Annotated in this window: 27 protein-coding genes and 1 pseudogene; 10 read left to right on the forward strand and 18 right to left on the reverse strand. The window is 32.9% G+C overall.

Translation table 11 applies throughout. The annotated features are described in order from the left end of the window. Positions 1-168 precede the first annotated feature (168 nt). Positions 169-459 (forward strand): DUF4183 domain-containing protein, encoded by a 291-nt coding sequence (locus ACUXEY_RS25500; protein ID WP_001121647.1) that lies wholly within the window; start codon positions 169-171, stop codon positions 457-459. A 65-nt stretch (positions 460-524) separates the two neighbouring features. Here the strand turns inward: ACUXEY_RS25500 and ACUXEY_RS25505 are convergent, their stop codons facing one another. Both ACUXEY_RS25505 and ACUXEY_RS25510 read right to left on the reverse strand, forming a co-directional pair. Then, on the reverse strand, positions 525-1,544 hold the full coding sequence (locus tag ACUXEY_RS25505) for a DUF4183 domain-containing protein (protein WP_461301872.1): 1,020 nt from the start codon (positions 1,542-1,544) through the stop codon (positions 525-527). A gap of 745 nt (positions 1,545-2,289) precedes the next feature. Continuing rightward, positions 2,290-2,904 (reverse strand): helix-turn-helix domain-containing protein, encoded by a 615-nt coding sequence (locus ACUXEY_RS25510; protein ID WP_461301873.1) that lies wholly within the window; start codon positions 2,902-2,904, stop codon positions 2,290-2,292. A 59-nt stretch (positions 2,905-2,963) separates the two neighbouring features. Between ACUXEY_RS25510 and ACUXEY_RS25515 the strand changes: the two genes are divergently transcribed. Further along, on the forward strand, positions 2,964-3,548 hold the full coding sequence (locus tag ACUXEY_RS25515) for a LysE family transporter (RefSeq protein ID WP_461301874.1): 585 nt from the start codon (positions 2,964-2,966) through the stop codon (positions 3,546-3,548). Between the two features lie 297 nt (positions 3,549-3,845). Here ACUXEY_RS25515 and ACUXEY_RS25520 read toward each other — a convergent pair whose 3' ends face one another. Beyond that, positions 3,846-4,583, reverse strand: coding sequence for an N-acetylmuramoyl-L-alanine amidase (locus ACUXEY_RS25520; protein ID WP_461301875.1), 738 nt, complete (start codon positions 4,581-4,583; stop codon positions 3,846-3,848). 224 nt (positions 4,584-4,807) lie between these two features. On the opposite strand from ACUXEY_RS25520, the gene ACUXEY_RS25525 reads away from it, so the two are divergent. Next, positions 4,808-5,068, forward strand: coding sequence for a hypothetical protein (locus ACUXEY_RS25525; protein ID WP_166705283.1), 261 nt, complete (start codon positions 4,808-4,810; stop codon positions 5,066-5,068). A 106-nt stretch (positions 5,069-5,174) separates the two neighbouring features. Here ACUXEY_RS25525 and ACUXEY_RS25530 read toward each other — a convergent pair whose 3' ends face one another. The 5 genes from ACUXEY_RS25530 to ACUXEY_RS25550 all read right to left on the reverse strand — a co-directional run bounded on the left by ACUXEY_RS25530 (position 5,175) and on the right by ACUXEY_RS25550 (position 11,403). Then, positions 5,175-6,971, reverse strand: coding sequence for an ABC transporter ATP-binding protein (locus ACUXEY_RS25530; protein WP_429601353.1), 1,797 nt, complete (start codon positions 6,969-6,971; stop codon positions 5,175-5,177). After that, positions 6,964-8,718 carry an ABC transporter ATP-binding protein gene (locus tag ACUXEY_RS25535; RefSeq protein WP_461301876.1) on the reverse strand — a complete coding sequence of 585 codons (1,755 nt, stop codon included), beginning with the start codon at positions 8,716-8,718 and terminating at the stop codon, positions 6,964-6,966. The genes ACUXEY_RS25530 and ACUXEY_RS25535 overlap by 8 nt, the downstream gene beginning before the upstream one ends. A 222-nt stretch (positions 8,719-8,940) precedes the next feature. After that, the gene (locus ACUXEY_RS25540; protein ID WP_429601355.1) at positions 8,941-9,537 is read right to left on the reverse strand and encodes a DUF1349 domain-containing protein; all 597 of its coding nucleotides are present in this window, start codon (positions 9,535-9,537) and stop codon (positions 8,941-8,943) included. A gap of 33 nt (positions 9,538-9,570) precedes the next feature. Then, positions 9,571-10,455: a GNAT family N-acetyltransferase gene (locus tag ACUXEY_RS25545; RefSeq protein ID WP_353840769.1), complete on the reverse strand. Its 885-nt coding sequence runs from the start codon at positions 10,453-10,455 to the stop codon at positions 9,571-9,573. Between the two features lie 261 nt (positions 10,456-10,716). Continuing rightward, a complete protein-coding gene (locus ACUXEY_RS25550; RefSeq protein WP_461301877.1) occupies positions 10,717-11,403 on the reverse strand; it encodes an MOSC domain-containing protein in 687 nt (228 codons plus the stop codon). Positions 11,404-11,560: 157 nt separating this feature from the next. Here ACUXEY_RS25550 and ACUXEY_RS25555 point away from each other — a divergent pair, with 157 nt between their 5' ends. Then, complete coding sequence (locus ACUXEY_RS25555; RefSeq protein WP_429601358.1) at positions 11,561-12,463, forward strand: LysR family transcriptional regulator; 903 nt, start codon at positions 11,561-11,563, stop codon at positions 12,461-12,463. A gap of 92 nt (positions 12,464-12,555) precedes the next feature. Here ACUXEY_RS25555 and ACUXEY_RS25560 read toward each other — a convergent pair whose 3' ends face one another. Both ACUXEY_RS25560 and ACUXEY_RS25565 read right to left on the reverse strand, forming a co-directional pair. Next, entirely contained in the window at positions 12,556-12,819 is a 264-nt protein-coding gene (locus ACUXEY_RS25560; protein ID WP_353840772.1) for a hypothetical protein, read from the reverse strand. Positions 12,820-12,885: 66 nt separating this feature from the next. Further along, positions 12,886-13,992, reverse strand: a complete 1,107-nt coding sequence (locus ACUXEY_RS25565) for a C45 family autoproteolytic acyltransferase/hydolase (RefSeq protein ID WP_461301878.1) — start codon at positions 13,990-13,992, stop codon at positions 12,886-12,888. Positions 13,993-14,277: 285 nt separating this feature from the next. On the opposite strand from ACUXEY_RS25565, the gene ACUXEY_RS25570 reads away from it, so the two are divergent. Continuing rightward, positions 14,278-14,709 carry a hypothetical protein gene (locus ACUXEY_RS25570; RefSeq protein ID WP_166705289.1) on the forward strand — a complete coding sequence of 144 codons (432 nt, stop codon included), beginning with the start codon at positions 14,278-14,280 and terminating at the stop codon, positions 14,707-14,709. A 65-nt stretch (positions 14,710-14,774) separates the two neighbouring features. Here the strand turns inward: ACUXEY_RS25570 and ACUXEY_RS25575 are convergent, their stop codons facing one another. Then, the gene (locus tag ACUXEY_RS25575) at positions 14,775-15,818 is read right to left on the reverse strand and encodes an aspartate-semialdehyde dehydrogenase (protein ID WP_461301879.1); all 1,044 of its coding nucleotides are present in this window, start codon (positions 15,816-15,818) and stop codon (positions 14,775-14,777) included. A gap of 105 nt (positions 15,819-15,923) precedes the next feature. On the opposite strand from ACUXEY_RS25575, the gene ACUXEY_RS25580 reads away from it, so the two are divergent. Further along, the gene (locus ACUXEY_RS25580) at positions 15,924-16,814 is read left to right on the forward strand and encodes a LysR family transcriptional regulator (protein WP_461301880.1); all 891 of its coding nucleotides are present in this window, start codon (positions 15,924-15,926) and stop codon (positions 16,812-16,814) included. Between the two features lie 58 nt (positions 16,815-16,872). On the opposite strand, the gene ACUXEY_RS25585 is transcribed toward ACUXEY_RS25580, so the two are convergent. Both ACUXEY_RS25585 and ACUXEY_RS25590 read right to left on the reverse strand, forming a co-directional pair. Then, positions 16,873-17,478 (reverse strand): PRK06770 family protein, encoded by a 606-nt coding sequence (locus ACUXEY_RS25585; protein WP_429601361.1) that lies wholly within the window; start codon positions 17,476-17,478, stop codon positions 16,873-16,875. Between the two features lie 98 nt (positions 17,479-17,576). Then, positions 17,577-18,350: an HAD family hydrolase gene (locus ACUXEY_RS25590; RefSeq protein WP_461301881.1), complete on the reverse strand. Its 774-nt coding sequence runs from the start codon at positions 18,348-18,350 to the stop codon at positions 17,577-17,579. Positions 18,351-18,659: 309 nt separating this feature from the next. Here ACUXEY_RS25590 and ACUXEY_RS25595 point away from each other — a divergent pair. After that, positions 18,660-19,420, forward strand: a pseudogene (locus ACUXEY_RS25595) (arginase family protein). A 37-nt stretch (positions 19,421-19,457) separates the two neighbouring features. Here the strand turns inward: ACUXEY_RS25595 and ACUXEY_RS25600 are convergent. Together ACUXEY_RS25600 and ACUXEY_RS25605 are read right to left on the reverse strand one after the other, a co-directional pair. Next, on the reverse strand, positions 19,458-20,117 hold the full coding sequence (locus ACUXEY_RS25600; protein WP_461301882.1) for a chloramphenicol acetyltransferase: 660 nt from the start codon (positions 20,115-20,117) through the stop codon (positions 19,458-19,460). Positions 20,118-20,121: 4 nt separating this feature from the next. Further along, positions 20,122-21,012, reverse strand: coding sequence for a CPBP family intramembrane glutamic endopeptidase (locus ACUXEY_RS25605; RefSeq protein WP_429601365.1), 891 nt, complete (start codon positions 21,010-21,012; stop codon positions 20,122-20,124). Between the two features lie 371 nt (positions 21,013-21,383). On the opposite strand from ACUXEY_RS25605, the gene cspD reads away from it, so the two are divergent. Both cspD and ACUXEY_RS25615 read left to right on the forward strand, forming a co-directional pair. Next, positions 21,384-21,587 (forward strand): cold-shock protein CspD, encoded by a 204-nt coding sequence (cspD, locus tag ACUXEY_RS25610; protein WP_000176368.1) that lies wholly within the window; start codon positions 21,384-21,386, stop codon positions 21,585-21,587. 86 nt (positions 21,588-21,673) lie between these two features. Then, entirely contained in the window at positions 21,674-21,859 is a 186-nt protein-coding gene (locus tag ACUXEY_RS25615) for a cold-shock protein (RefSeq protein WP_000286198.1), read from the forward strand. A 38-nt stretch (positions 21,860-21,897) separates the two neighbouring features. On the opposite strand, the gene ACUXEY_RS25620 is transcribed toward ACUXEY_RS25615, so the two are convergent. After that, positions 21,898-22,449: a GNAT family N-acetyltransferase gene (locus ACUXEY_RS25620; RefSeq protein ID WP_166705298.1), complete on the reverse strand. Its 552-nt coding sequence runs from the start codon at positions 22,447-22,449 to the stop codon at positions 21,898-21,900. A gap of 367 nt (positions 22,450-22,816) precedes the next feature. Here ACUXEY_RS25620 and ACUXEY_RS25625 point away from each other — a divergent pair, with 367 nt between their 5' ends. Beyond that, positions 22,817-23,365, forward strand: a complete 549-nt coding sequence (locus ACUXEY_RS25625) for a hypothetical protein (protein ID WP_429601366.1) — start codon at positions 22,817-22,819, stop codon at positions 23,363-23,365. Positions 23,366-23,416: 51 nt separating this feature from the next. Here ACUXEY_RS25625 and ACUXEY_RS25630 read toward each other — a convergent pair whose 3' ends face one another. Then, on the reverse strand, positions 23,417-24,817 hold the full coding sequence (locus ACUXEY_RS25630; RefSeq protein ID WP_461301883.1) for a protoporphyrinogen oxidase: 1,401 nt from the start codon (positions 24,815-24,817) through the stop codon (positions 23,417-23,419). A 60-nt stretch (positions 24,818-24,877) separates the two neighbouring features. Then, positions 24,878-25,606: an alpha/beta fold hydrolase gene (locus ACUXEY_RS25635; RefSeq protein ID WP_461301884.1), complete on the reverse strand. Its 729-nt coding sequence runs from the start codon at positions 25,604-25,606 to the stop codon at positions 24,878-24,880. Positions 25,607-25,647: the final 41 nt, after the last annotated feature.

Genomic DNA, 25,647 nt, shown 5'->3' on the forward strand with positions numbered 1-25,647 from the left:
CAACAAGTAACAACACCGCCTTTTCAGATTAGTAACAATGATACCTTTACTAAAATTTTGTTCCCTCTATTATCATGAAGCCGTTTCTATTATAGAAAACTCACATAAAATATATCGGACAAGTTATTCTATATTTTGTTCAAAAATAATTTAGGAGGTGAGAATGAATTGCCAATCATCCAACCATTTATGGCATCTAGAAGATTTACATCTACACTAGGAGCTGGAACAGGAACAGGTGCAGCTTTTGCAATTGCTGCAACGGCTTGTTTAAATGATGCCGGTACTACTGCAACTGCTTTTCCCACTTTTACGTATTACAACTTATATGTAAACGGCATTCTTCAACCTAGTGTGAACTCCAGTGTTACTACTGGACCAACTGGTGCTATTACAATTCCTGGCGGAGATGCATTAGACGGCGGAATTCCAATCACAATCGAATTTATCGTCACTTAATGTTAATTATTTTAATGTAGAACAAAAAGACAGATTCTTTTTATTAATTTAAGAATCTGTCTTTTTTAATTAATAATAATAAATTGCAAAATAATTGATGAACCTTGCGAGGGTGGTTGATCATCCAATAAAGTTAGCTGACCTGTACTGACCTGATAAAATGGTTGTGGCTGAAGTATTCCATTAATAAACAAATTAATATATGAAACCTCATCAGGAGATAATATGTGAGTTGTTCCATATAGAGCTATCCCATCTGAATCTGTATATATAAGCCTCTCTCCATCTGCAAAAGTGTAAAATAATAAATTAGTTGTTGTTATGGGACCGATAACTCCAGTCGGTCCTGTTAAACCTGTCGCTCCCGTTACTCCTGTTACTCCTGTTACTCCTGTTGCTCCCGTTGCTCCTGTTATGCCCGTTACTCCTGTTACTCCTGTTACTCCTGTTGCTCCCGTTGCTCCTGTTATGCCCGCTACTCCTGTTGCTCCCGTTGCTCCTGTTATGCCCGCTACTCCCGTTGCTCCCGTTGCTCCCGTTGCTCCCGTTGCTCCTGTTATACCCGTTGCTCCCGTTGCTCCTGTTGCTCCTGTTATGCCCGCTGCTCCTGTTACTCCTGTTACTCCTGTTGCTCCTGTTATGCCCGCTGCTCCTGTTGCTCCTGTTACTCCTGTTTTGCCCTCTGCTCCTGTTACTCCTGTTACTCCTGTTACTCCTGTTGCTCCTGTTTTGCCCTCTGCTCCTGTTGCCCCTGTTACTCCCGTTGCTCCTGTTTTGCCCTCTGCTCCTGTTGCTCCTGTTACTCCCGTTGGTCCTGTTGCTCCTGTTGGTCCTGTTGCTCCTGTTAAACCTGTTGCCCCTGTTATGCCTGTTGCTCCTGTTGGTCCTGTTGCTCCTGTTAAACCTGTTGCCCCTGTTATGCCTGTTGCTCCTGTTGGACCTGTTGCCCCTGTTATGCCTGTTGCTCCTGTTGGTCCTGTTGCTCCTGTTGGAATATAAATCGGTGGAAGAACCGGAAAGGTAGGTCCAATATTTTCAGGTCCTATCATACCTTTATTCAACGATGATTTGTCATTGCGGTTCAATTTAATACCTCATTCCACATGTTTTTTATTCATTCAAATCATTATAAATCTATTATTATAGAATAACTTATTTGCTATTTTCTTTTACTTTCCAAGTGATTACTTTATTAAACTTTTTATCTTTATTATAACTACTACAAAAACTTTCACTTCCTGGCTCTACTTTTTTATTCCACAATATCAACTTCAAATTAATATTATAATTTCACTTCACCATATGTCTCTCTATCAATTATACGAATCGATTAAAAAATGATTCATTTTTTTTATAAAACACCATCTTAAAAACTTAAGTAAAAAAAGCGAAAGTTGAATCAGTAGGAGTTTGGTACATCACCTATATATAATTAGTTAAATCAATTGGGTGTTTACATCAAGTTCGACTCCCACTTAATTTCTTTGCTCGACCTGAATTTTGAGATAGGAATTTTACCGCTCGTTAATACGGAATAATAAATACATTACACTATATTCATAGTAGAAATTATCTATACTAAATTTTCCGTATATACATTATCAATTTACACTGCCCCCCGCCAATGTTACATTGAATAAGAAGACAGTTTCTTAAATGCGAACCATCTCAAAATGTATTTGAGAAACAAACTCCAATCCTATACGCGAGAGCAATACTATGTTGACACTCAAACGAGTGTCCTTTTTTATGAATTTCAAAAAATAAAACCATCTTTTATAGATGGTTTATCAGGGCACTTTTCTTTATATTCTTTATGCAATAATAAATTTATATAACCGGATAATAGATGGTCATACTTAACCGAGTTAGCGTTCTTCCGGAATTATGATAGAAGTGTGGTCTATCCGCCTTAAAGCACATTGCATCCCCGCTATTTAATTTATATTGACAATCATTTATTTCAATTGTCAACTCCCCTTCAAATACCGTTATAAATTCTTCGGTCCCTTCTTTATGACCTTCTGAACTTAATTTTCCTTCCGTTTCAATTTCAACCGTATAGATTTCAAAGTTCCTATCATCTTGAAAAGGAAAAGAAGGATACACTTTATACCTTCCATTGTCTTCTAATAATACTTGGACATCATTTCGTAAAACAACTTTCGTATCCGGTTGCGGATTATTGATTAAAGAAGTAAAAGATACTTTCAACCCATTAGCTATTTTCCATATCGTTGTTAATGTCGGGCTTGACTCTCCACGTTCAATTTGTCCAATCATCGTTTTACTTACACCTGTTAATTGGGAAACTTTTTCTAAACTTAATTTTTCTTTCTCTCGTATTGTTTTTAAATTTTTCGCCAGAATAAGTTGAATTTCTTCCATAAGAAACACTCCCACACTATATACAATATAACGACCATTATGTATAATAAAAAGCACACGTTATATTGTTCTTTTCGGTCATTATAACATACACCAAATAATTAGGGGGTTTTGAAATGCCTATATTTTCTTTTTTGTTATTTGTTTTTATAAGTAGCTTCACACCCGGACCTAACAATTTTTTAGCTATGACATACGCCAATCAACATGGGTTAAAAAGAAGTATGCAATTTTGCTTCGGAGTCGCTTTCGGATTTTTCATCCTCACTTCCTTATGTAGTTTCTTTAATATTGTACTCATCAATATCTTACCTATAATCGAATTCCCTTTAAAAATTTTAGGTGTAGCTTATATGCTATATTTAGCTTTTAAAATACTCACTAGTAAAACTAGTGCAGATCCCGATGAAAAATATAATAAAAATTTATTCACAGTGGGGATTTTCCTTCAGTTTGTTAATCCTAAAGGGATACTATTCGGACTAACTGTAGTATCAACTTTTATTCTCCCGTACTACAATTCATATTCAAGCTATCTACTTTTTTCATTATTTCTAGGTGTAGTCGGCTTAATGAGTACATTTAGTTGGAGCTTATTTGGTTCCATGTTTCAAAAACTTTTATTAAAGCATACGAAATCATTTAATATCATTATGGCCGTTTTATTAATTTTTAGCGCTATTTCAATTTTAGCTAATTAAATTCAAATTCTAAATTTCTATTTAATACTATGTGTTACCAATAAAACTCTCTCATACAATACTTATTAATTTTCAAGGCAGGAGTCACCTTTATCTAATCTAATTCATACGAAATAAAGTGAAACTTTAATCAGCCCGACCCCCATCTAACTTCTTTGCTTCCGCTGAATTTTCGGATGGGGGTCTTACTGCCCGTTAATGCGGGATAAAATTATAAAAAGAGGATTACTTTTAATGAGTAATCCTCTTTTTTGTGCCGATTGTATTTTAAATATACTGTTCCTCAAACTAAAACTTTTACTTAACCTCATACCACCAATCTTTACGATCAAGGTAATCCGTCATTCCTTTAAGCTGCGCATCTGAAGTTGGTTCAGAGATAAAATATGTTAGACCATCCGATTGTAAGATGAATTTGGCCGTCATTTTAAGGGATGTTAATGCTCCCATCACATCAGGTGTTTCATAAGGGGAAAAAGCTCCTGTTTGAATGATATTTTGTTTAGATGGCGGAGTTGTCCCACTAGACTGCCCAGTTAAAGCATACACAATTGAATTTGCGATCTTATCTGGATCCCATTTTGCCATATCTGCTTCATTATCGATAAATCCAAGTTCAATTAAAATTGCAGGTGCTTTCGTATTCGCTAATACATAAAGGTCTTTTCGTTCCTTAGCACCACGATTTGTCCAGCCAATATCTTTTGAAAGTTGCGCTGCTATTTTTGCTGATAAAGCTTGTTGGTCATAGTACAGAACTTCAACACCATTAGCATTCGTATCATATGAGTTTAAGTGAAATGAAACTACTAAGTCTACATCATGTGAGTTTGTTTTAGATACGATGTTATTTAAATTTTGAGCTTGTGTTGTCCCTACTTCATCAGTGTCATCATAAACTGTATGCCCTAAAGCTCTTAATTTAGCAACAACTGCATCCTTAACTTGTCGATCCATAATGTGTTCTTTCCGATTCCCATAATTTGCACCTTGTACAATACTATTATGACCTCCATGTAAACTATATCTAGCCATTGTTCCACATCCTTTTTTATTAATATATTCAAAGCTCGTCTTATTGTCCGGTCAAATATCCTGTACAGCTCAAGCAAACAATAATTAGGGCACTAATCTATTCTCTAAAACAAATATTTTAAGTTACGACATTTATCTATTTAAACTATTTATTTAGAAATCTTTTTATTGTAATACAGAAAAATACGTTATAATATAAGTTACTGTTCTTTAGGAGGGGTTTAATGGCAGATAAATATAAATTTTTGATACTCATTGTTACAGCATTTTTTTCTTTCTTTTCTCTAATAAAAGATTTCCGTAACACTTCAAAAAGTTTCTTTTGGGGGAGCTTTACAATCCTAACAAGTTTTCTATTATTATTAACTCATGCTTTAGACTTAACTCCAATACTTCTCTGTTCAGCACAGATGGCTCTTGAGATTATTACAATTTCACGTAAATTAATTCTTCTATTTGGCACTGAAGTTGCTTGTTTTTACTAACAATCCGTGTATCTAAAAACTTCAATTCTATATTTCTAATTATCTTTACAAATATAAAAATGCGGTTTCTCCTTCTTAGAGAAACCGCACCATTTCAAAATTGTTATTAAATTTTAAACTGACTCGTATACAGGTCAAAGTAAAATCCTCTATCTTCCATAAGAGATTCATGATTTCCTTTTTCTAAAATACTTCCATCTTTTATAACAAGGATTTGATCCGCTTTTTCAATCGTTTTCAATCGATGAGCGATTACGAAACTTGTCCGACCTCTCATTAAATTATTTAGTCCTTCTTGTATTTGTAATTCTGTTCTCGTATCAATATTAGAAGTTGCTTCGTCAAGAATTAATATATCTGCATCTGCTAAAATTGCCCGTGCAATCGCAAGAAGTTGTTTTTGTCCTTGACTTAAATTCGATCCTTCTGAAGCTATTTTTGTTTCATATTGATTCGGTAAATGCTTTATAAAAGAATGCGCAGATGCTGCCTTAGCTGCATTGATTACTTCTTCATCACTAGCATCTAATCGACCATAACGTATATTATCCATAATCGTCCCAGCAAATAAATACGTATCTTGTAAAACTACTCCTATTTTACTGCGTAACGAATTAATATCATAATCTTTTATATTTTTTCCATCAATATGAATTTTCCCTTGCTGTATATCGTAAAAACGTGTTAGCAAATTAATAATTGTTGTTTTACCCGATCCAGTTGGACCAACTAAAGCAATTGTCTCCCCTGGCTGCGCCTTAAGACTCACTTCTTTTAAAATTGTTTTATTTTCCTCATAACCGAATGAAACATTATCAAGCTCAACATATCCTTGTAAATTTTGTACGATAAATGCATCTTTTTTATTATAGATTTCTGGTACTTCATCCATAATTTCAAAGACACGTTCTCCACCAGCAACTGCTGATTGAATCGTATTCATTAAAGTTGCAAATTGACTGAGTGGTCTTGAAAATTGACGAGAATAATTAATAAAAGCGGCAATGACACCAACTGTTGTCATTCCATTTAAAACCATAATTGATCCCGTCCCTATTACAAGTCCCATACCTAAGTTGTTAATAAAGTTCATACTCGGAAAGATGAAAGCTGAAAATGTATCCGCCTTCGTAGCTGAAACTCTTAATTGTTCATTAATTTTATTGAAATTTTGTACGGTTTCTTTTTCCTTCCCGTATAACGTTGTAACATCTGCTCCTGTTATAGCTTCCTCAATAAATCCATTTAATTCTCCTAAATCTTTTTGACGCTTCGCAAAGTTTTTACCACTATAAGCAACTAGTTTTTTTGTAACGAAAAACATAATAGGTACTGTAATTAAAGTAACAATCGCTAAAATCCAATCTAACGCGAACATCGCAATCGTTACACCTATAAAGGTTAGCGCTGATGAAATAATTTGTACAACACTTTGTGTCAAGGCTTGATTCAAATTATCTATATCATTTGTCACACGACTCATTAAATCCCCTTGAGAACGTACATCAAAGAACCGTAAAGAAAGCGTTTGGATTTTCTCAAAAATATCTTGTCGTATTTTTTGTATCGTTTTTAATGCAACGTTAACCATGACAAATGTTTGCAACCATGTTAATAATACTGTTACACCGTAAATCGCAATAAGTAACAAACACATTCTCGCCGTACCACTTAAATCTTTCGGCACAATATATTGATCGATAATTACTCCCATTAAATATGGACCTAACAGCCCGAGTAACGTCGTAACAAATACTAAAAATATAACGAACGTAAGAGCAACCTTTTGATAGCCCATATAGTTCCATACGCGCATTACAGTTCCTTTCGTATTGTTAGCTTTACCCACCTTAGGTGCGTTACGCCCACCTTTATTAGCAAATTGCCCTTGAAAATTACGCATGTTCTTTCCCACCTTCTTTATATAAATTACCACCTTGGGAAAGATAGATTTCTTGATATACCTCACATTGTTCTACCAGTTCTTCATGTGTGCCATCACCCACTAATTCACCGTTATCTAAAACGAGAATTTTATCAGCATCTATTATAGATGAAATTTTAGAGGCGATTAATATCGTTGTGGTTCCTTTATATTCTGTTCTTAATGCCGATTGAATGTTAGATTCTGATTTAGCATCTACAGCAGATGTTGAATCATCTAATACAAGAATAGATGGCTTTCTCACAAGCGCCCTTGCGATTGATACACGTTGTTTTTGTCCTCCTGATAAATTCGTAGCACCTTGTGTTAAATGATATTGATAAGAATCTCCTAGCTTATTAATAAACTCAGTCGCACAAGCTGCTGAAGCTGCTACTTCCAGTTCGTCCTTCGTTGCATCTTCTTTACCATAACGTAAGTTTTCTTCTATACTACCTGAAAACAACAATGCCTTTTGAGGTACAAAACCTATAGAAGCACGAAGTTTTTGTAAATCATACGCCTTAACATTTATTCCATCAATACATATTTCACCTTGATCAACATCGTATAAACGGGGTAACAGTTTTGCTAAAGTAGATTTACCACTCCCAGTAGAACCAATAATCCCCACTTTTTCACCTTTACATATGCGAAATGAAATATCTTTTAAAACATATTCATTATTTTTTGTATAACTATAACTTACATTTTTAAAGTCAATTTGACCTTCAATTTGCTTAGGTACAAGCGCATTTGTTTCACTCGTAATATCAACCTCAGTATTTAACACTTGCTGTACACGGTCCGCAGACGGAAATGCTCGCGCGATTTGCATAAATACCATACTTATAGACATAAGTGACATTAAAATAATATTCAAATAGTTTATAAATGCTAATATAGCTCCTACTTGAAGAGTTCCATTAAATACTTTTTCTCCACCAATCCATAAGGTTGCGACAATCCCGCCGCTTACAACTAACATAATAATTGGCATCATTATGGAAATAAGCTGCACTGCTCGAATGTTTATTTTCGTTAAATTTGTATTCACTTTTCCAAACTGAGTGATTTCATATTTTTGTCTTACATACGCTTTAATAACGCGTACACCAGATAAATTTTCTTGTAACTTTGTATTCACTTTATCTAAAGCTTCTTGCACTTTTTTGAACGTCCCGCTTGCTTTACTTGCAATAAATATAATCGCAAGCAATAAAATTGGAACGACTACGAGTAATATAGGAAATAACTCACGTGCTGTTACAAAAACAATTATTATACTTCCGATAAATAACAGCGGGCCACGAACAAGTACACGTAATGTCATCGTCATCGCCGATTGGATAGAAGTAATATCATTTGTCACAATCGTTAATAATTTCCCAGTTCCAAATGAATCACGATTTTCACTAGAAAATGTTTCTATTTTCGCAAATACATCTTTTCGTATATCTGTAGCGAAATTAACAGCTGCTTTTGTAGAATACATCATGCACCCAAGTCCTCCAACTAAACCGAGTGCTGCTGCCCCTATCATAAGAAGCCCCATTTTTATTACATAATTCATATCCCGATTCGCTATCCCAACATCAATAATATGTTGCATAATAGTCGGTTGAATCAAGTCCATCGCAACCTCAAGTACCATAAATAGCGGTCCAATAATAGCGAAGAACATGTATGGTTTTAAATACTGTAATAATTTGCGAAATGATTTCATACATAATCTCCTTTTTTCTATGAAATTACCATTTAATAATACATACCCTCCTCTACTTAAGCCCTATAATTTTTGATTTTTTCATTACCTCTATTATATTATGCAAATTAATATTTAACATTATTAAATGATAAGCATTTATGACTTTCCGGTCAATAAATGTGCTTTGTATTATATAAATATAAAAACCGCATTCTTAATGAAAAGAATACGGTTTTTCATCTATATTTTTTCAGTTGTAAACTCTAAAAACTCAGTCTCAAATCCATTATTTTTAGAAGGACTACACGTGTAAAAACCTATTTTAACAGGCTCATTTCCTATATCCTCCATCAAATGAGCGATTCTTATTTGTTCCCATTGGTGGATCTTCTTCACATATATTGTATAATCACCACGTTTACGAACAATTCGAAAACGAAGTTGCTCGTTAGCTAATTCTGTTGGAAAGTCTTGTGTGGACCAATCGGAATATCCATTATTCGTTACGACAGCTCCTAAATGAGATGGACCATCTGGAATATATTCTAATGAAGTTTTCAGCCAACACTTTTCCGAAATCATAACAAAAAGACCAGCTTGATCGAATTTTGAATTTGGATTCATACGCAATTGAACTTCAGCTTGAAAATCTGTCATCATCTCAGTATAAAATACATGACCATTCATTACATCAAAACCATAATGTGTTTTAAGCCAAAAATCTGTTTCGGCTTTCGAGCGGACAATCAACGCATGATTGTTATTAAGCTTATAATATTCAGGTACATTCATTATAGTAAGTTGCGCAATATGATCTGGTATATATGATATTTTCATAGTTCCTCCATAATAAAGCATCTGTATGCACATTTAAAATTCTACTAATACTGGGAATTTATAACCTTTCAAATCCAACTCTCTACTACTTCGAACCATTAAATACTTACTAGACTGTAATTCTGTAAACTGGACATCCTCAACCCCTAATTGATCTGGAGAGAAGTAAAATTCGATTTCTGTAAATCTTTCAGCGATTTCTCCGCATATTTCATCTAAAACTGGAATTACTGATGCAAACACCCCATATAATTTCAACTTTTCATTATCTACTTCATATACAATTAGAGCATCTAGTTTCTCTGAATAATACAATTTCTTATTCCATTCCGAATTGTACATATTCAAATAAAACGAAGGATGGAAGTTTAATGTTGAAAATTTATTTGAAAGCCTTTGGCTACTATCAATAGTTTCATGTATTAACTTTCTATCCTCTTCCATATAATAATCTAACTTTCTAAGTAAGGAATCATTATTATTCTTTTTATCATATAGAATAGTCATCAAATACTCCTGCACAACTTTAAACCCAAATGATGCATATAGTTCAGGTTTTTCCGTAAACAATAATGTACATTCACATTTCTTATCAATTTCTTCTATCATTTTACTTATTAATTTTGTCATGAGTCCTTGTCTACGAAAATTAGGGTGAGTCATTACCGATTGAATGCCCGCTGCATTTATTCTTTCACCATTTACTAGCAATGGTAGCGAAAATACCGCAACATTTGCAATCGCTTTATCGTCATGTAAAAATGATAAAGCTTTGTATGTATCATCCCAATAACCTCTCTCTGAAAAATCATTCAATGTTTGAATTGTAATTCCAAACACTTCTTCAAATAAAGGAAATAACTGCTCTCTTTTCGGTTCTTCTAAAAGAAGTTTTTCAAAAATTTCAACATTCCCCATGTTGTCCCTCCATACGTTAATTCCATCAAATTAGATTTAGTTATATAACCTGCTCTTAATGTAATAGGTCTTACCAATCAATATACTATCATAAAATATAAAAAAAGAGTCTAATTAATTTTATGTTTTGACTATTCGAAACTAAGTCGAATAAAACAATATTAAGATTTTTGAATATTAATAAGTTTATTATATAAAAATAGTGCTTTCTACTTCGTTTTTACTCATAGAAATGCACCATTTATAAAAAAATATTTTTTATTATTTTTTTCCTTCTAGTCTCTCCTTCGTATTAATTTCTTCCCCCCTCATTCGCTTTTCAAATGTATTTCTCCAACTTGTAGAAAGCGCATGTACTTCTAAGATCCTTTTTAGCCCTTCCATATTTTGTTTTTCCTTATGCATAATACGATTAGCAAATGCTACTGTAACACCTTTCGGATCAGACTTTATTAACTTTAACGTATCAACAGGTGATACCCAGCCTTCTTCTAATACACGAAAATAAAACCCTGTATATCCTGTTTCTTGAAAATATAATGGTAATTTTGGAATATTGTATTTCTTTGCTAATTTAAAACAAGGTTGTCTTGGCTGCGTTACTTGTACAATTGCTTCTCCAATTTGAAATGTATCACCAATGCAAACATCCTCTTCACGCATATCACTAATTGTTATATTTTCTCCGAATGCTCCATATACAAGACCTTGATTCAACTCTTTTTCCCAATAGCCATAATGTTCCGCCGAATATACGCACACCGCTTTATCTACTCCGCCATGATGAACCAAATCCGCCTGACCATCCCCAATAAATTTTACAAAGGATAAAAACACCGCTTCCTTTACTTGTTTCTTATTTATGCCTGTATGAATTACCTTTCCGCCGTATGTAACCTCTTTTGGTAACCCTATATTTAAAGATAATAATTGATATTCATTAGCCATTCTTTCTCCTCCTTTAAAGGTGTCACATGAATTTCTTTCTCGATTTATTTTCACAACTATCTCTGTTATATAAAGATGATTATAAAACCTGAAAAATCATTGTTCAATCCAATTATTTATATAATAATGATAGGTATAACCTATCATTAAACTTGAGGTGATCCCAATCGAATTACGACAACTTGAATATTTTTCAGCTGTTTCAAAAGAATTACATTTCACAAAAGCAGCTGAGAAATTAAATATTTCACAGCCTTCTCTAAGTCAGCAAATACGTGCATTAGAACACGAAATAGGAATGCCACTTTTCGATCGCATTGGCAAAAAAATATCTTTAACTGATGCAGGAAGGATTTTATTATTACATAGTAAAACCATTTTTCATGAAGTCGAACAAGCTCGTTCTGCTATTCAAGATTTAAACGGATTACAGCAAGGTACCTTAACAATTGGATCTTTGCTAACCGTCGTAAATTATTTACTACCATCAACTATTTTAAATTTTAATCATTTATATCCCAATATAGAACTTTCTGTATTAGGGCTTCGCACCGGAGATATTCGTGAAAAATTATTACAAAATGAACTAGACATTGGCATTACATTTCTCCCGGTGCAAGATAAGGAGATTATTTCTATCCTTCTATACAAAAGTGAACTTACATTAGTCGTACCGACCGGTCATCGATTAGATGGACGTAATCATGTATCTATTGCTGAATTACAGAACTACCCTTTAATTCTATTACCTAAAAATTTCTTTTTAACCGAACTAATTACATCTCATTGTCAAAAATTCAACTTTAAACCAAAACCAATTTTAGAAATTAGTACGATGGAATCTTTAATCCAAATGGTTTCAAAAGGAATGGGAATTACAGTGTTACCAAAACCTTATATAGACTTTTTACAAAATAAAAGCATTCAAGCTATTAAGATAGAAAATCCTACTCCCACAATTGAAATAGGACTTATTTACAGAAAAGATAAATATATGTGTGCTGCAACTCGAGAATTTATTGAGCAACTAAAAAGAACAGTACGCTCTTTACAAAGCTAAACGAACAAAAGAGATTATCCTATGAACCCGTTTCACAACGACTTAGTAGAATAACCTCTTTTCAAAACAAAATATTTAAACTCATATAAATGTCAATGTACCTTTTTAGTTATTGGAATATATTTCGTAAAATATGCTCCAACGAGCAATAAAACAATTGAAATGAACCAAACAAAAATCCCGCCAAAGTTAAACCAATATGCAAACAAATTTAAGATTGCTAGTGTAAAGAAACAAATTGAAGTTAACGCGCTCTTCAATCCTTTTACCCCTGCTTTTTTTCTTTTTTCGTAAGTAATATACATTGAAACGACAACAAGTAAGATAAAAACAACCGGTAACATAACTTTTAGCAATGGCATTCCCTCCCGTATGTACGCCTCGCTATTACCATATTACCCCATTGCTCTTTTTGGAATCAATTAATAACGCTCTTCTCTCCAAAAGTCAGCATACGTTTTATTTTTAAATTTCACATTCACCTTAGAAAAAGATAGACTTTCTCCAACTTTCAATGAGTACCAGTCGTTTAAAAGTGGAGATCCGTAGCAAATATTCATTGTACGATTATGTAAATCAAATAAGACAGAATGTAAAGTTCCAAACCATTCTTCATAATTGTGTACTGTCAGCCCAGTAGGATACTCTTTTTCTACTAATCCTTTTAAAGACTCCATACTCATTTGTTCATTTCTATTTAAATGATCATACAATGTGTGATATCTGTTTATAGATTGTTCTAATCTTCTATTATTCAATTTTTGAATAGGTAAACTGATCGCATGGTTTGTTGATACGATAAAATCTTGGTTTTCCTCATCGATTGTGGTTATGGATTTATACCCGTCAAATATTTCAATTCTTGCCGCGTCTAATGGATCCGCTACAATTAGATTAATATTACTTGCAATCGGCATTTCAACTATAAGTGATTTCGCCTCCTGCACATTTTTACATTTCTCCAATAATAATCGAATTACCGCAAAACATTGTAAACCACTTAACACTGGCTTTCGTAAACCTGCAATATTTCCTACCGGTTGACCACATGCTGAAAATGTAACAGATAACCCATGCTCGTTAACTCCTTCTGTTCGTCCAAAATATTGAGTAGAAAAGCCACTATGCACATATGCACCTTCAACATGTGTCGAGCAGAAACGCATATCATCTATTTTTGGCGACAAATCATAATTTCTTAATACATATGTGTGCTTTGAATCTGTTTTTTTAGGTGATACGACACAATGACTACATCCTGCTTTTAATAATGTTTGATAATAATACATCATTTGTTTAGCAGGAATTTTCAACACTTCACAAAAGCCTTCAATTTCTTCATTAATTCCAGGACAATATTGATTTAATATATTTCTAGATTCTGTCCAATAGTTATTTGATATTAAATGTTCTTTTTGTATAAATTGCGGAATAAGGTACGGATGATTTTTCACAAACTCCCCTTGTTGCTTTCCAATATCATAATGACTTCCTTTTAATGATGAAAAATACCCCTTTACTTCATACATCACATTTCCCCCTCGCATTGATTATATCCATATCATACCAAATGAATTTTATTCATTCTTAATGTTTTTTACTATTCCCCCCTTAAAACAATCCCATTTAAAAATCTCTTCTAATAATTATTTGATAGATAACTAGACACTTGTTAATATTACCGTAATAGCTTTATTTCAAAATAAAGTAGTTTTATATTAAATGAAGAAAATTCTATATTGAATCTACTTATAATTAATCAACTAATTATTGTGATAAAAACTTATTTTACGTTACAAAAGGAGAACATATTTATGGGTATTTGCAAACCGATTGATGAATTAACGATTGAAGATTTGAAACAAAACCCAATATGGGAATGGGCAATAGATGAAGAAGAAAACGAAGAATATGATGAAACATGGGTGAAACCAGCGTCAACAACTAACTTTACAGAAGAGTTAAACGGTTCAATAGTACTTGGCGAATTACTCTTACATAATGACGAAAAATTCTCTATGATGTGTGAAATTGATATAGAACATGAAGAGGTATCAATTAGATCTGTTGTTTACTATAATGAAACAGAAGATGAGTATATCGCTATAGAAGATGTAGTAAAAAAGCTTGAACTACCTGTAACAATTCATATAAATCTTACTATTAACGAAGAACATAAAACGTTAATATTTTCCGCCAATAAGATAGATATTTATAAAAACTCTATAAAAACTAATTTATATTAAATTTTCACAAAAATAAGAACTAGGAATCTATAGTTTCCTAGTTCTTATTTTTGTGTAATTCTATACTAAATAATACCTTCCTCTACTAACGTCTCTGCAATTTGAACTGAGTTCCAAGCAGCCCCTTTTAATAAATTATCGGAAACAATCCAAAGATGGAACCCTTTTGGCGTATCAGGGTCTTTTCTAATTCTCCCGACAAATGTATCTATTTTCCCCTCTGCATATAATGGCATAGGATACAGCTGTTCACTGGGATTATCTTGCAATATAACACCTGGTGCATCCAGCAACACTGCTCTTATTTCTTCAATAGTTACTTCTTTTTCAAGTTCAATATACACCGATTCTGAATGCCCTGAAACAACTGGAACACGCACACAAGTTGCTGCCATTTTCAAGTTTTGATCCTCCAAAATTTTCTTCGTTTCTTGAATCATTTTTACTTCTTCAAATGTAAAATCATTCTCTGTAAATATATCTACTTGAGGCAATACATTAAATGCAATTGGATAGTGTTTTTTATCTTTTTTCGCGGGCAATATAGTACTCTCCACTTCTTCACCTGCAAGCATTGATTTAGCCTGTTCTTTTAATTCATGAATTGCATGAATTCCTGAGCCAGATACAGCTTGATATGTTGAAAGGATAATTCGTTCTAAACCAAATGATTTTCGTATCGGCTGAAGAGCTGTTACCATCTGTAATGCTGAACAATTTGGAACCGCTATGATACCGTTATGCTCCTTTAAAGTGTGCGCATTCACTTCTGGAACAACGAGCGGTACATCGTGAGCCATTCGGTATTCACTTGTGTTATCAATTACGATTGCGCCACTAGACACTGCATGATTAACAAATCGTTTTGAAACTTCTCCTCCAGCGCTAAAAAAGGCAATATCTACACCTTCAAAACTAGTTGTTTTTGCCTCTTGTATTATTATCTCTCGTCCTTGAAACTGCACTACCTTACCAGCGGATCGTTTTGACGAAAGCAATGTAACTTCAACTATATTAAAATTAGTTTCTTTCTCTAACAGTTCAATAATTTTCTGTCCAACTGCACCTGTAGCACCAACTACAGCTACATGATAGCTCTTTTTGATCATCATTTCTCCTCCAATATAACTTAAATGAATATTTCTATAATTTCATTTTATAAAGAATTTAATCATTTGGAAAATTGAAATATGTGATATAATCATTCACAAATCATGATAATAAAAGAGGGATTGCTTATGGAAATGAGACATGTTAAAACTTTTTGTGCCATCGTTAAGTATGGTAGCTTTTCTAAAGCTGCTCATGCGTTAGGTTATGCGCAATCTACTGTAACAGCGCATATGAAAGCATTAGAAAACGATTTACACCTCCCCCTTTTTGATCGATTAGGGAAAAAAGTACTTCTTACAAAAGCAGGTCATCAATTTCATCCTTATGCCCTAGAGTTACTTACTATTTATGAAAAAGCACAAGAAATTCCTCAAAATAGTGATAATTTAGAGGGAACATTAAGCATTACATCTAACGAATCATTAGCAGTGTACCGATTACCACAATTATTACGTACTTACAAACAGGAAAATCCGAAAGTAAATATCGTACTGGAAACAAATACAAACGAACAAGCAATGAATAAGCTACGTGAAGGAGAAACAGATGTTATTTTCATAATTGGGGAAAGTATGGAACATAATGATTTTATTACACGTACTTTTTGTAATGAATCATTTGGATGGATTTTACCTACACATTACTCAACACACTCTAATCCATTTTGTTTACTAAACGATACCCAATTTATCTTTACGGAACAAAGCTGCGGCTATAGACCGATGGTAGATCGTTTTTTACGTCAAAGCGGGAATATTCCAGCTAAAACATTTGAAACTTCCAACGTTGAAGTCATTAAACAATCTGTCATGTGCGAGTTAGGCATTTCAATTCTTCCTTACATCGTTGTACAAGAAAGTTGTCAAAAAGAGCAACTCTGTTTTCAGCCTATCGAAACGCCAGCAGTTATTCAAAGTCATGTAATCTATCATAAATCGAGATGGATTTCACCGGTTTTACAATCGTTTCTTTCCTTACTAGAGAAAGAATAAAAGTGCACACAAAAAAGAGTAACTGCCTAAAAAGCAATTACTCTCCTCCAATATTATCTTATTTATTAGCCTGTCCCCCACCTGCAATTAATTTACTGCCTGAATATGTGCCTTTTTGCATAAACAGTTGATTAATTAACTCTTTTTGTTCCGCTTCTGACAGTACTCCTTTCCCTTCACCTAAATTCCCGCTTTGTAATTTCCAAATCTTATTGTGATCCGCGTCCATCTTTTCATATTTCCCTTGTTTCCATCTCTCTAAAATGTCTGCATATGTATTTCCTTGTACTAAATCATTACTCTTTACAATATCAAGTAAACTTTCAATACGTTCTTGTGTGATAAAAATATAGCCCCACTTTTGATCAGCTTTCGTTTTTTGATGAGCCATTTCATGTAATGCTGTCTGTATGTTCTCATCTGTCCACTTGAAATTTTTATTAAAACCGCTATTCGGTAATGAATGATTGCCATTTTCTAAAAGCTTTGCATCTTCAGTTTTTACATTACTATCGGCTAGTACTTCTGCTGCTGGAGCGGCTGGAGATGCCTTTTTCGCAGCTGGTTTACTGTTATTCAAATAATACAGCATACCATATGTTACACCTACGCCGATTATCGCCATACCAGCTATAATACCTATTATTTTAAATAATGTTTTCATCTTGCTTGTTTCCTCCCACGTATCCCATTCATAGTATCTATTTATCATAAACAGATGCAGCATCTCTTTTTTCGCTGCTTACTACAATTTTTTTCATACTAGTTAACATAAACATAACTTTTACTTTCTAAAAATGTAGCAACTCCATCCTCATCGTTACTTTTAGCAATAAATTTAGCGACTGCCTTTAATTCCTCAACAGCGTTGCTCATCGCTACACCAATCCCACATTTCTCTATCATTTCCATATCATTGTAGTCATCCCCAAAGGCAATTACTTCAGATACGTCTCGATTTAAGTGCTGTAAAACATGTTGAATACTATTCCATTTTGAAACTTCTGCATGCATAATTTGACACAATGTCCCGTCATCTGTAATTACCGCCTTGCATTCACGAGGCAATTCTTTAATGAACTCCTTGTTTATTGAGCCTTTAGTACAAATAATTGCTTTAGAAGCTTTTTCAAAGTCTAAATCTCTTACATCCATAATTTCACATGGTACATTACCAAAATAACCAGTAACATCAAAATTTGAATACAACTTATCACCTATTTCAAGACAAATCTCATGAAGATTATACTTTTTTGCTATTTCTATGATTTCTAAAATGTTTTTTTTAGAAATCTTCATTTCATATAAAATATCATTACCTTTAAGAACTAAAGCCCCGTTATAACAAATTATAATCTCACTCTTTAACAAGTTGGGAATATACTGTTTTATAGCTCTTGGCGGCCTTGCTGTAGCAAAAATCAATTCGTCTCCATTATTTTTACATTCCCTTAAAATATTTATAGTTTTCTCTGAAATTGTTTTATCGCTTCTTAATAAAGTCCCATCAAGATCTGAAATAATAATCTTTTTCATACTTACATTTATTCTCCTTTCACAAATAATAACTTGAACATTAATTATTTGTTGAATTAACTGAGCTTTGGCTGGTAGTTATTCTTTACCTACTTTTTTCTCAATTCCATTTCAAGTCTCATTTTCATTTATTACATAGTTTCTATTTCCTGAAACACATACATATTTCCTTATATTATATTTCTTTTCTTTACAAATTGAAAGATTATTCTGTCAAAATAATCCACCTATTTCAAATCCACCTCTAAGCATTTCGTTTTTCATTTATAAAAATATATGCTAGCCTACATATATAGGAGATGAATAAATATGAGTTTATTGTATAGCGGATTAACTTTTTTAAACTTTGACGATACATATTTATTACAAAATAAACTTCATTCTTATTCACATGAAGATGTTGATTTTAGTCATTTAGAGCACTCAAATCTATATTGCGAGACCCCTTCTTTAATGCATATAAAAAGGGAGTTATGTCGTAGAGAGCAAAAAGGAATCACTTTTATCGGTTCTGGAAATTATCATTATGTATCTTATTTATTACTAGAAGAAATAGACAAACCTTTTACCCTTATACTATTTGATCATCATACTGATATGAACTTAAAGGAAGCAAATGAACAGACTCTTATTTCCTGCGGATCTTGGGTATCATTTTCTCTTCGAAATAATGGTAATTTAAAGAAAGTAATTATTATCGGGCCTTCTTCTCTAACAATTCATTCTAATGATTGTTCATACGTAGAAGTTTTTCCGATTGATATCTCACATGAAGTATCGATACATACAATACTTTCACATATTCATACAGAAACAATATATGTAAGTATTGATAAGGATGTTTTAGATCCAAAAGTTACTATTACAAATTGGGATCAAGGGCATATGAAACTATCTATACTTTTACAATTTATTCATTGTCTTATTATGAATAAATCTATCTATGGTATTGATATTTGCGGTGAACTCCCAGTTTATCCTTCTCAACTCTTTCTAGCTAAATATAAAAATGCTATTAAAAAAATGAAAAAGCAAACTTACAAATTTTAAATTCAATATATAATACATAAAAAAAACGACGAGCGCCTTATAAGGCACTCGTCGTTTTTATGCACGTTGTTCTTTCAACCACTTCGTAATTGCATCTAACCTCGAAACATCATAACGGCTCTTTTCACACACATTTAAACTATTCAAACTATTTACAATTTCTAATTCATTCGATTTTACACTTTTCGCGTCAATCATTTTACAGTACCCGTCTGTAACGGTATTTAAATTTTCATAATAACGTTGAAACGATTTTGATATATGTAAATGTATTTCAAAGTTTCTTCTTCTTTTTGTCTTGTCACATTCTTTCCGTTTTCTAAGTTCTTTATCATTCGTATATAAATAAAAATATTGATCAGGAAAACCAATTTCCTTATTGATCAGCTTTTCTTTATAAAAGTTTTCTATTAAAGATAATGGCTGATCAAATATATCAAAATGGAAACACCAATTATAACTAAGTGACTGATAAATATCCCCATCTAGTATTACTAATTCATATTGCTTTGACTTCTGCACTGCTATTTCCCAGCGCTCTACTTGTTTTTCAAAATACCATGTTCTATGTTCGTTTTTTGGTCTTTCAAATAATAAATTCACTTCAGGTATAATGTACGCACCATAATTTTTTTCTAACTCACGACACGTGGTGCTCTTACCAACCGCGCTCGCTCCCTCAAACGCTATAATCCCCATAATTTCTCCCACTTTCATTAAGTTAATCTCTTTGCTTCACTTTTCTGCCCCATAACTGTCTCCATAGAACAATGGAAGCGATCGAAAGCAATATTGTCGTTATGATACTCCCCTCAATTCCGAACGAACCTCCATGAAGGAATTCCGATCCGTTTGTTACAGGTTTAAAAAGTGGTGTAGAATACATTGCCATTCCACTTACTGCAAAACCAAATACGTTATATTGCGCCCAATTCCAAATGGAATGCCATGCACATATCCCCCAAAGACTACTGTCTTTCAAAACGTAAAAAGCTGCAAATACACCAACTAATATTATATTCGATATTGAAAGAATTGTAATACCTGGATTTAGTAAATGAAGAAAGCCAAATAAAAAAGAAGTAACAACAATCCCAATCCATATACGGCTTCTAACAGAAAGGACTGGAAATAACCAACCTCGAACAACGATTTCTTCTGTTGCACCTTGTATTAAAAAAGCAACTAAAGACCCCGCAATTCCAAGTATAGCTGTTGGTGTAATTTGTTGCATTTGTAATTGTACATTTCCTGTTAATAGAAGGACCAGGACTGGTATTGAAATGAAAATAAAACCTAATGATGCACCTCTCAAATATTTTCTAATCCACTCGTTTCTCCAAAAGCCAATGGATGAAATTGATCTTTTCTCTACAAATCTAATCCATAAAAAAATAAAAAATATAGCTCCTCCAAACGTTAATATCATCTCAATATCACTATAAATTGCCTTCATTAAAAGTGTTTCTGCTTTCGGTAAAAACAACATAAATAACATGAACAATTCACCTAAAGTTAAAAATACAATTGCAAGTATAACAGCGAATACCGGATGAACTTTTTTTCTTCCTTCTTTAGCTGCTTCAATTATTTTAAATTGAGTAAATTGCAATATTCTCGCCTCCATAACAAATATATCAATACTACATATCGTTTTTCTAATACAAATTCCCAATAAAAATGTTCTTAGTTTAGCATAAACCCAAATTAGGAATAATATATAAATAAAAGAGATGACTTTGTGCGTTTTACTATTATCACCAAGATTATTTACTGGTATTACCAGCACTTGCTATTTCCCACCATTTGTTGTAAGATAGTAATTAAGGTCAATTTAACACTATATTTTCTTTGCATATTATCAAGTATCAATCAGGAACATTTTGTACTACTTATTGGTTTTTGATAATATGTGAACTTTTATTTTTCATTCAAATAAGGCCGATCATATTGTAATCTTTTTAAATTTTAGGAGGCATTACCATGACATTAACAGGTAAAGTAAAATGGTTTAACAGCGAAAAAGGTTTCGGTTTCATCGAAGTTGAAGGCGGTAACGACGTATTCGTTCACTTCTCAGCTATCACTGGCGACGGCTTCAAATCTCTTGACGAAGGTCAAGAAGTTAGCTTCGAAGTTGAAGACGGTAACCGTGGACCTCAAGCTAAAAACGTTGTAAAGCTATAATTCAAACAATAAAAAGGTTGTTACCAGCACGGTTAACAACCTTTTTAATATATAACAAAAATTTTTTACATAAAAGGAGTGGTTACATGTATCGCAATCGAAAGAACGATGTAGCAGAAGTACCACCAGAACAAACCCCTGTTTGGGAATGTGAAGCAGAGGATTGTTTAGGATGGATGAGAAAGAACTTTTCATTTGAAGAAGAGCCTAAATGCCCTTTATGTAAAAGTAGTATGAAAAGCGGAGAACGTTTATTACCTAAGTTAGGTTAACTTTTACTTAACCCCTCTTTTATAAGAGGGGTTTTTTGTTATAAATTTATTTCCTCTACATCCGTTCGAACTATAGAATACAGCAGTGCATCATGTTGCTTATTTCCTTGATGAATATATCCACGTAATAACCCTTCCTTATGAAACCCTATTTTAGATAACATTTTACAAGAAGTAACATTTTCAGGGTATGTAATAGCTCCAATTCTAAATAAGCCTAAATCTTGAAATCCATAATGAATAATTTCCCCGGCCGCTTCTGATGCATAACCATTCCCCCAATAACGAGGATGTAAGTCATATCCAATTTCAGATCGTTTACTCCATAGTTGTAAATTATTTAATCCAATTGTACCTACTAAAGTATTAGTTTCTTTTAATACAATTCCCCATCGTATCGCCTTTTTCTCGAAATAATTTTTTGAAAAAGATTCAATCATACGTGAAGCTTGTCCAAACTCCGTAAAAGAATTCATACCGTAATAACATGTTACCTCATCTAATGAAAAGATTTCATATATTTTTTGACAATAAGATTGTTCTATTTCAACTAAACGTAAACGTTCAGTTTCTAATATAGGAAATGCCATAGAATCATTCCTTTCTTTCTACTTATTCATTATAGCAGAAAAAATATTTATAATTAGGAAAGTCCTTAATGTCCCATTAATCAAATATTTCAAGAGAAGCTTATTCTCTTAATTCAATATGAACTAAGAGTAACCCTTCTTGCTTTTATATGATTAAAAAAATAAAGAGATGATCAAAATAGTATGACCATCTCTTTATTCTCTAATTTTAAAATTAATTGTATTATTTCCATCACTCCGCTCATAGTAATATGTCTTATTAATTCGATTCCTTGCTCACTTTTCCCTTCTAAATTAACATCCTACACCATACATTTATGGTAAAATATAGTTAAAATTAAATTTGTTATGGAGGTGTATATTTTCTATGTATATATTCATCGGTTTATCCCTCTTACTCATATTACTCATATTTTTATTTGCAAAAAAGTTCGCTCCAAACTCATTCATGATGACTAGTTTTAAAGGCAATAGCTTTAAAACATTTTCAATCACCATTTTAATTGCCGCAACTCTTTCACTTTCCTATGGAATCTACCACGCAGCAACATATCAACCTAAACATTTAGATATCAAACTACAAAATCAAAACTTTACTGTTTTCGGTAATATTGGAGAGGTTGGATATTTCTCAGAAGAGTTACTAAAAAAACATAAAGAAGTTGAACTACATTTGGCATCTTGGAAACAAATGCAATTAAATAATCCAGAAATAATAGTAAACTATCCTTCAGGAAAACAAGAATCATGGAAACCGAACATAACGTTACTTCCTGCTAATACATTAAAAGAAAAACACGGTATAAAAGAACTTTATCAACTCTCCTCCTATTCATTTAAAGAGTCCGGGGACATTACATTAACGATTACTGAAAATAATACAACTAATAAAAAAATCTCCATTCAAGTGAAATAAATAAAACGTCCGTCCAATATACTGGAGGGACGTTTTATTTATATATGTATTCTATTTTGACGATTCATTTAATGTTGCGATTATTTCATTTGCAGTGTTCTTGCCATTTCCAATGCACGCACCGATTCCGACACCGTAATATGAAGCACCGGCTAAGTATACATTCGGATAAAGATCCGCCATTTTTTCTTGTAATGTTTGAACCGCTTGATTATGTTCTAAATGATATTTCGGCATTAAATCTTTCCAATTTGTAACTTCAACTACTTCTGGTTCACCTTTAATTCCGAGACTCTTTTCAATATCATATAAAGCGACTCGTACTAATTCTTCTTCACTATAATTTTTAATCGTTTCATATACTGGATTGGTACTTTTATAAAACATTCTTACTAATAGCTTTTGTTTTCCAGATGTATGTTTCCACTTCCTGCTTGTCCATGTACAAGCATCACAATGTAAATCACTGTTTTCCGTTACGATAAATCCTGTACCGTCCGCCGGTAATTGTTCATCTAATATGTCAAATCCTAAATAAATACTTATAAGAGATGAGTTTTTAAATGTATGAAACTGCTCATTTAACTCATTACACTGCAACAAATTTTCTGCGATATCATGCGGAGCTGCTACAACAACATAATCAGCTTGGATCGATTCATGATTTGCAAAGGAGATTTCATAGCGATCACCTTGTTTCCTTACAGCTGTCGTTATAGCGCCTTTCTTAACTACTGTCTCAGCCAGTACTTCTTCTAAACGGTCAATAATCGTAGATAGGCCACCTTTAAATGATACGAACTTTTTGTTTCCTGCTGATTGAAACTGTTTTTTATTCTCTTCAAAACCTTTAATAATACTTCCATATTTATTTTTATACTCCAGTAAATACGGTAATGTCGATGCCATAGTAAGTTCATTCAATTTACCGGAATATACACCTGAAAGCACTGGGGCGATTTGTCTTTCCACTAACTCTTTCCCTAAAAAGCTTTCTAGAAATACAGCAAGTGAAGTATCTTTCGTAAACTCTTTATTTTTCGTTATGAAATCTTTTAAAGCAACAATTTTCCCTTTCGTTGATACTAATGTACTGCTAAATAATGACTGGGCGCTCATCGGTATTCCAAATATAGTATCAGAAGGGATTGGATGTAAAGTATTATCAGAATATATGTAAGAAATACCCGTTTCGTTATACACCATTTCTTCTTCTAAATTTAAATCTTTCACAAGCGGCATAACATATTCATTACGAACAACGATTGAATCTGCTCCTGACTCCATAATAAAATCCTTTTCTTCTACACTATGGATCTTACCACCTAAGCACTCTTCTTTTTCTACAAGGATTAAATTTAAATCTATATTATTATCCTTTTTGAATTTTTCTAAATAAAACATAGTAGAAAGTCCCGTTATACCTCCACCGATAACAACAACTGTTTTCATATGTGCTGCGCTCCTAACCGATACAATTAATAATTCCTTTCTTATTATACCCAAAAGTCCTTATATTCGACTAGCAGCTTGCGCATTCTGTAAGAAATTAGACAATATATTCGAATAAACTCCTGGTTGATCATTATGTACTAGATGACCAGCAAATGGAATAACAGCAATATGAATATTGTTATTTAATTGTTTGAACGTTGTAGCAGCTACAACTTCATCTTCTGAATCTCCCCCAGCAATACAAAGTGTAGGTACTTGAAGATTAGCTACATCACCAGTTTCGTCGAATGGGTACCAATCTTTAACTTGCCACGATTCCAGCAATGCTTTCCAATCACTTTTTTCATGAATTTGATTCATATACGTTACTACTTCTTCGTTTTCCATCAGTTTCTGATGACAATTCTCTTCATACTCCTGAGACTCCTCCCAATTGTCTCTCTTAATTGGAAAGATACCTGAAAAAGTTAATGTTCTCATTCTATCTGGATATTTTTTGGCAAATAGTAAAGCGATTAATCCTCCTAGTGAAACACCAGCTATATGACATCTATCAATTTGTAAATGCATTAACGTATCATGTAAATCCTTTACGGAACTTAGGAAATAATTCTCCAATGTCCCCCCTGACTTTCCATGCCCTCTTAAATCAGGACGAATGACTTGATAATTTTTTTCTCGAAAAAATGCTACCTGCTCTTCATATTCTACTAAACCTGTCATACCACCAGAGTGTAATAGTACCATTGGTTCCCCTTCACCTGAAATGTGCGTATGTAATATCATATATCCCCCTTCTTTGAAACAGAATATTCTATCTATTATTA

Source organism: Bacillus sp. F9_6S_D1_P_5, from assembly GCF_054823925.1.

Bases quoted from the DNA above. Each gene is read 5' to 3' on its own strand.
- ACUXEY_RS25515 (WP_461301874.1), top strand. From the start codon at position 2,964: ATGCCTATATTTTCTTTTTTGTTATTTGTTTTTATAAGTAGCTTCACA.
- ACUXEY_RS25520 (WP_461301875.1), bottom strand. From the start codon at position 4,583: ATGGCTAGATATAGTTTACATGGAGGTCATAATAGTATTGTACAAGGT.
- ACUXEY_RS25525 (WP_166705283.1), top strand. From the start codon at position 4,808: ATGGCAGATAAATATAAATTTTTGATACTCATTGTTACAGCATTTTTT.
- ACUXEY_RS25530 (WP_429601353.1), bottom strand. From the start codon at position 6,971: ATGCGTAATTTTCAAGGGCAATTTGCTAATAAAGGTGGGCGTAACGCA.
- ACUXEY_RS25535 (WP_461301876.1), bottom strand. From the start codon at position 8,718: ATGAAATCATTTCGCAAATTATTACAGTATTTAAAACCATACATGTTC.
- ACUXEY_RS25540 (WP_429601355.1), bottom strand. From the start codon at position 9,537: ATGAAAATATCATATATACCAGATCATATTGCGCAACTTACTATAATG.
- ACUXEY_RS25545 (WP_353840769.1), bottom strand. From the start codon at position 10,455: ATGGGGAATGTTGAAATTTTTGAAAAACTTCTTTTAGAAGAACCGAAA.
- ACUXEY_RS25550 (WP_461301877.1), bottom strand. From the start codon at position 11,403: ATGGCTAATGAATATCAATTATTATCTTTAAATATAGGGTTACCAAAA.
- ACUXEY_RS25565 (WP_461301878.1), bottom strand. From the start codon at position 13,992: ATGTATGAAGTAAAGGGGTATTTTTCATCATTAAAAGGAAGTCATTAT.
- ACUXEY_RS25570 (WP_166705289.1), top strand. From the start codon at position 14,278: ATGGGTATTTGCAAACCGATTGATGAATTAACGATTGAAGATTTGAAA.
- ACUXEY_RS25575 (WP_461301879.1), bottom strand. From the start codon at position 15,818: ATGATCAAAAAGAGCTATCATGTAGCTGTAGTTGGTGCTACAGGTGCA.
- ACUXEY_RS25580 (WP_461301880.1), top strand. From the start codon at position 15,924: ATGATAATAAAAGAGGGATTGCTTATGGAAATGAGACATGTTAAAACT.
- ACUXEY_RS25585 (WP_429601361.1), bottom strand. From the start codon at position 17,478: ATGAAAACATTATTTAAAATAATAGGTATTATAGCTGGTATGGCGATA.
- ACUXEY_RS25590 (WP_461301881.1), bottom strand. From the start codon at position 18,350: ATGAAAAAGATTATTATTTCAGATCTTGATGGGACTTTATTAAGAAGC.
- ACUXEY_RS25600 (WP_461301882.1), bottom strand. From the start codon at position 20,117: ATGAAAGTGGGAGAAATTATGGGGATTATAGCGTTTGAGGGAGCGAGC.
- cspD (WP_000176368.1), top strand. From the start codon at position 21,384: ATGACATTAACAGGTAAAGTAAAATGGTTTAACAGCGAAAAAGGTTTC.
- ACUXEY_RS25615 (WP_000286198.1), top strand. From the start codon at position 21,674: ATGTATCGCAATCGAAAGAACGATGTAGCAGAAGTACCACCAGAACAA.
- ACUXEY_RS25620 (WP_166705298.1), bottom strand. From the start codon at position 22,449: ATGGCATTTCCTATATTAGAAACTGAACGTTTACGTTTAGTTGAAATA.
- ACUXEY_RS25625 (WP_429601366.1), top strand. From the start codon at position 22,817: ATGTATATATTCATCGGTTTATCCCTCTTACTCATATTACTCATATTT.
- ACUXEY_RS25630 (WP_461301883.1), bottom strand. From the start codon at position 24,817: ATGAAAACAGTTGTTGTTATCGGTGGAGGTATAACGGGACTTTCTACT.
- ACUXEY_RS25635 (WP_461301884.1), bottom strand. From the start codon at position 25,606: ATGATATTACATACGCACATTTCAGGTGAAGGGGAACCAATGGTACTA.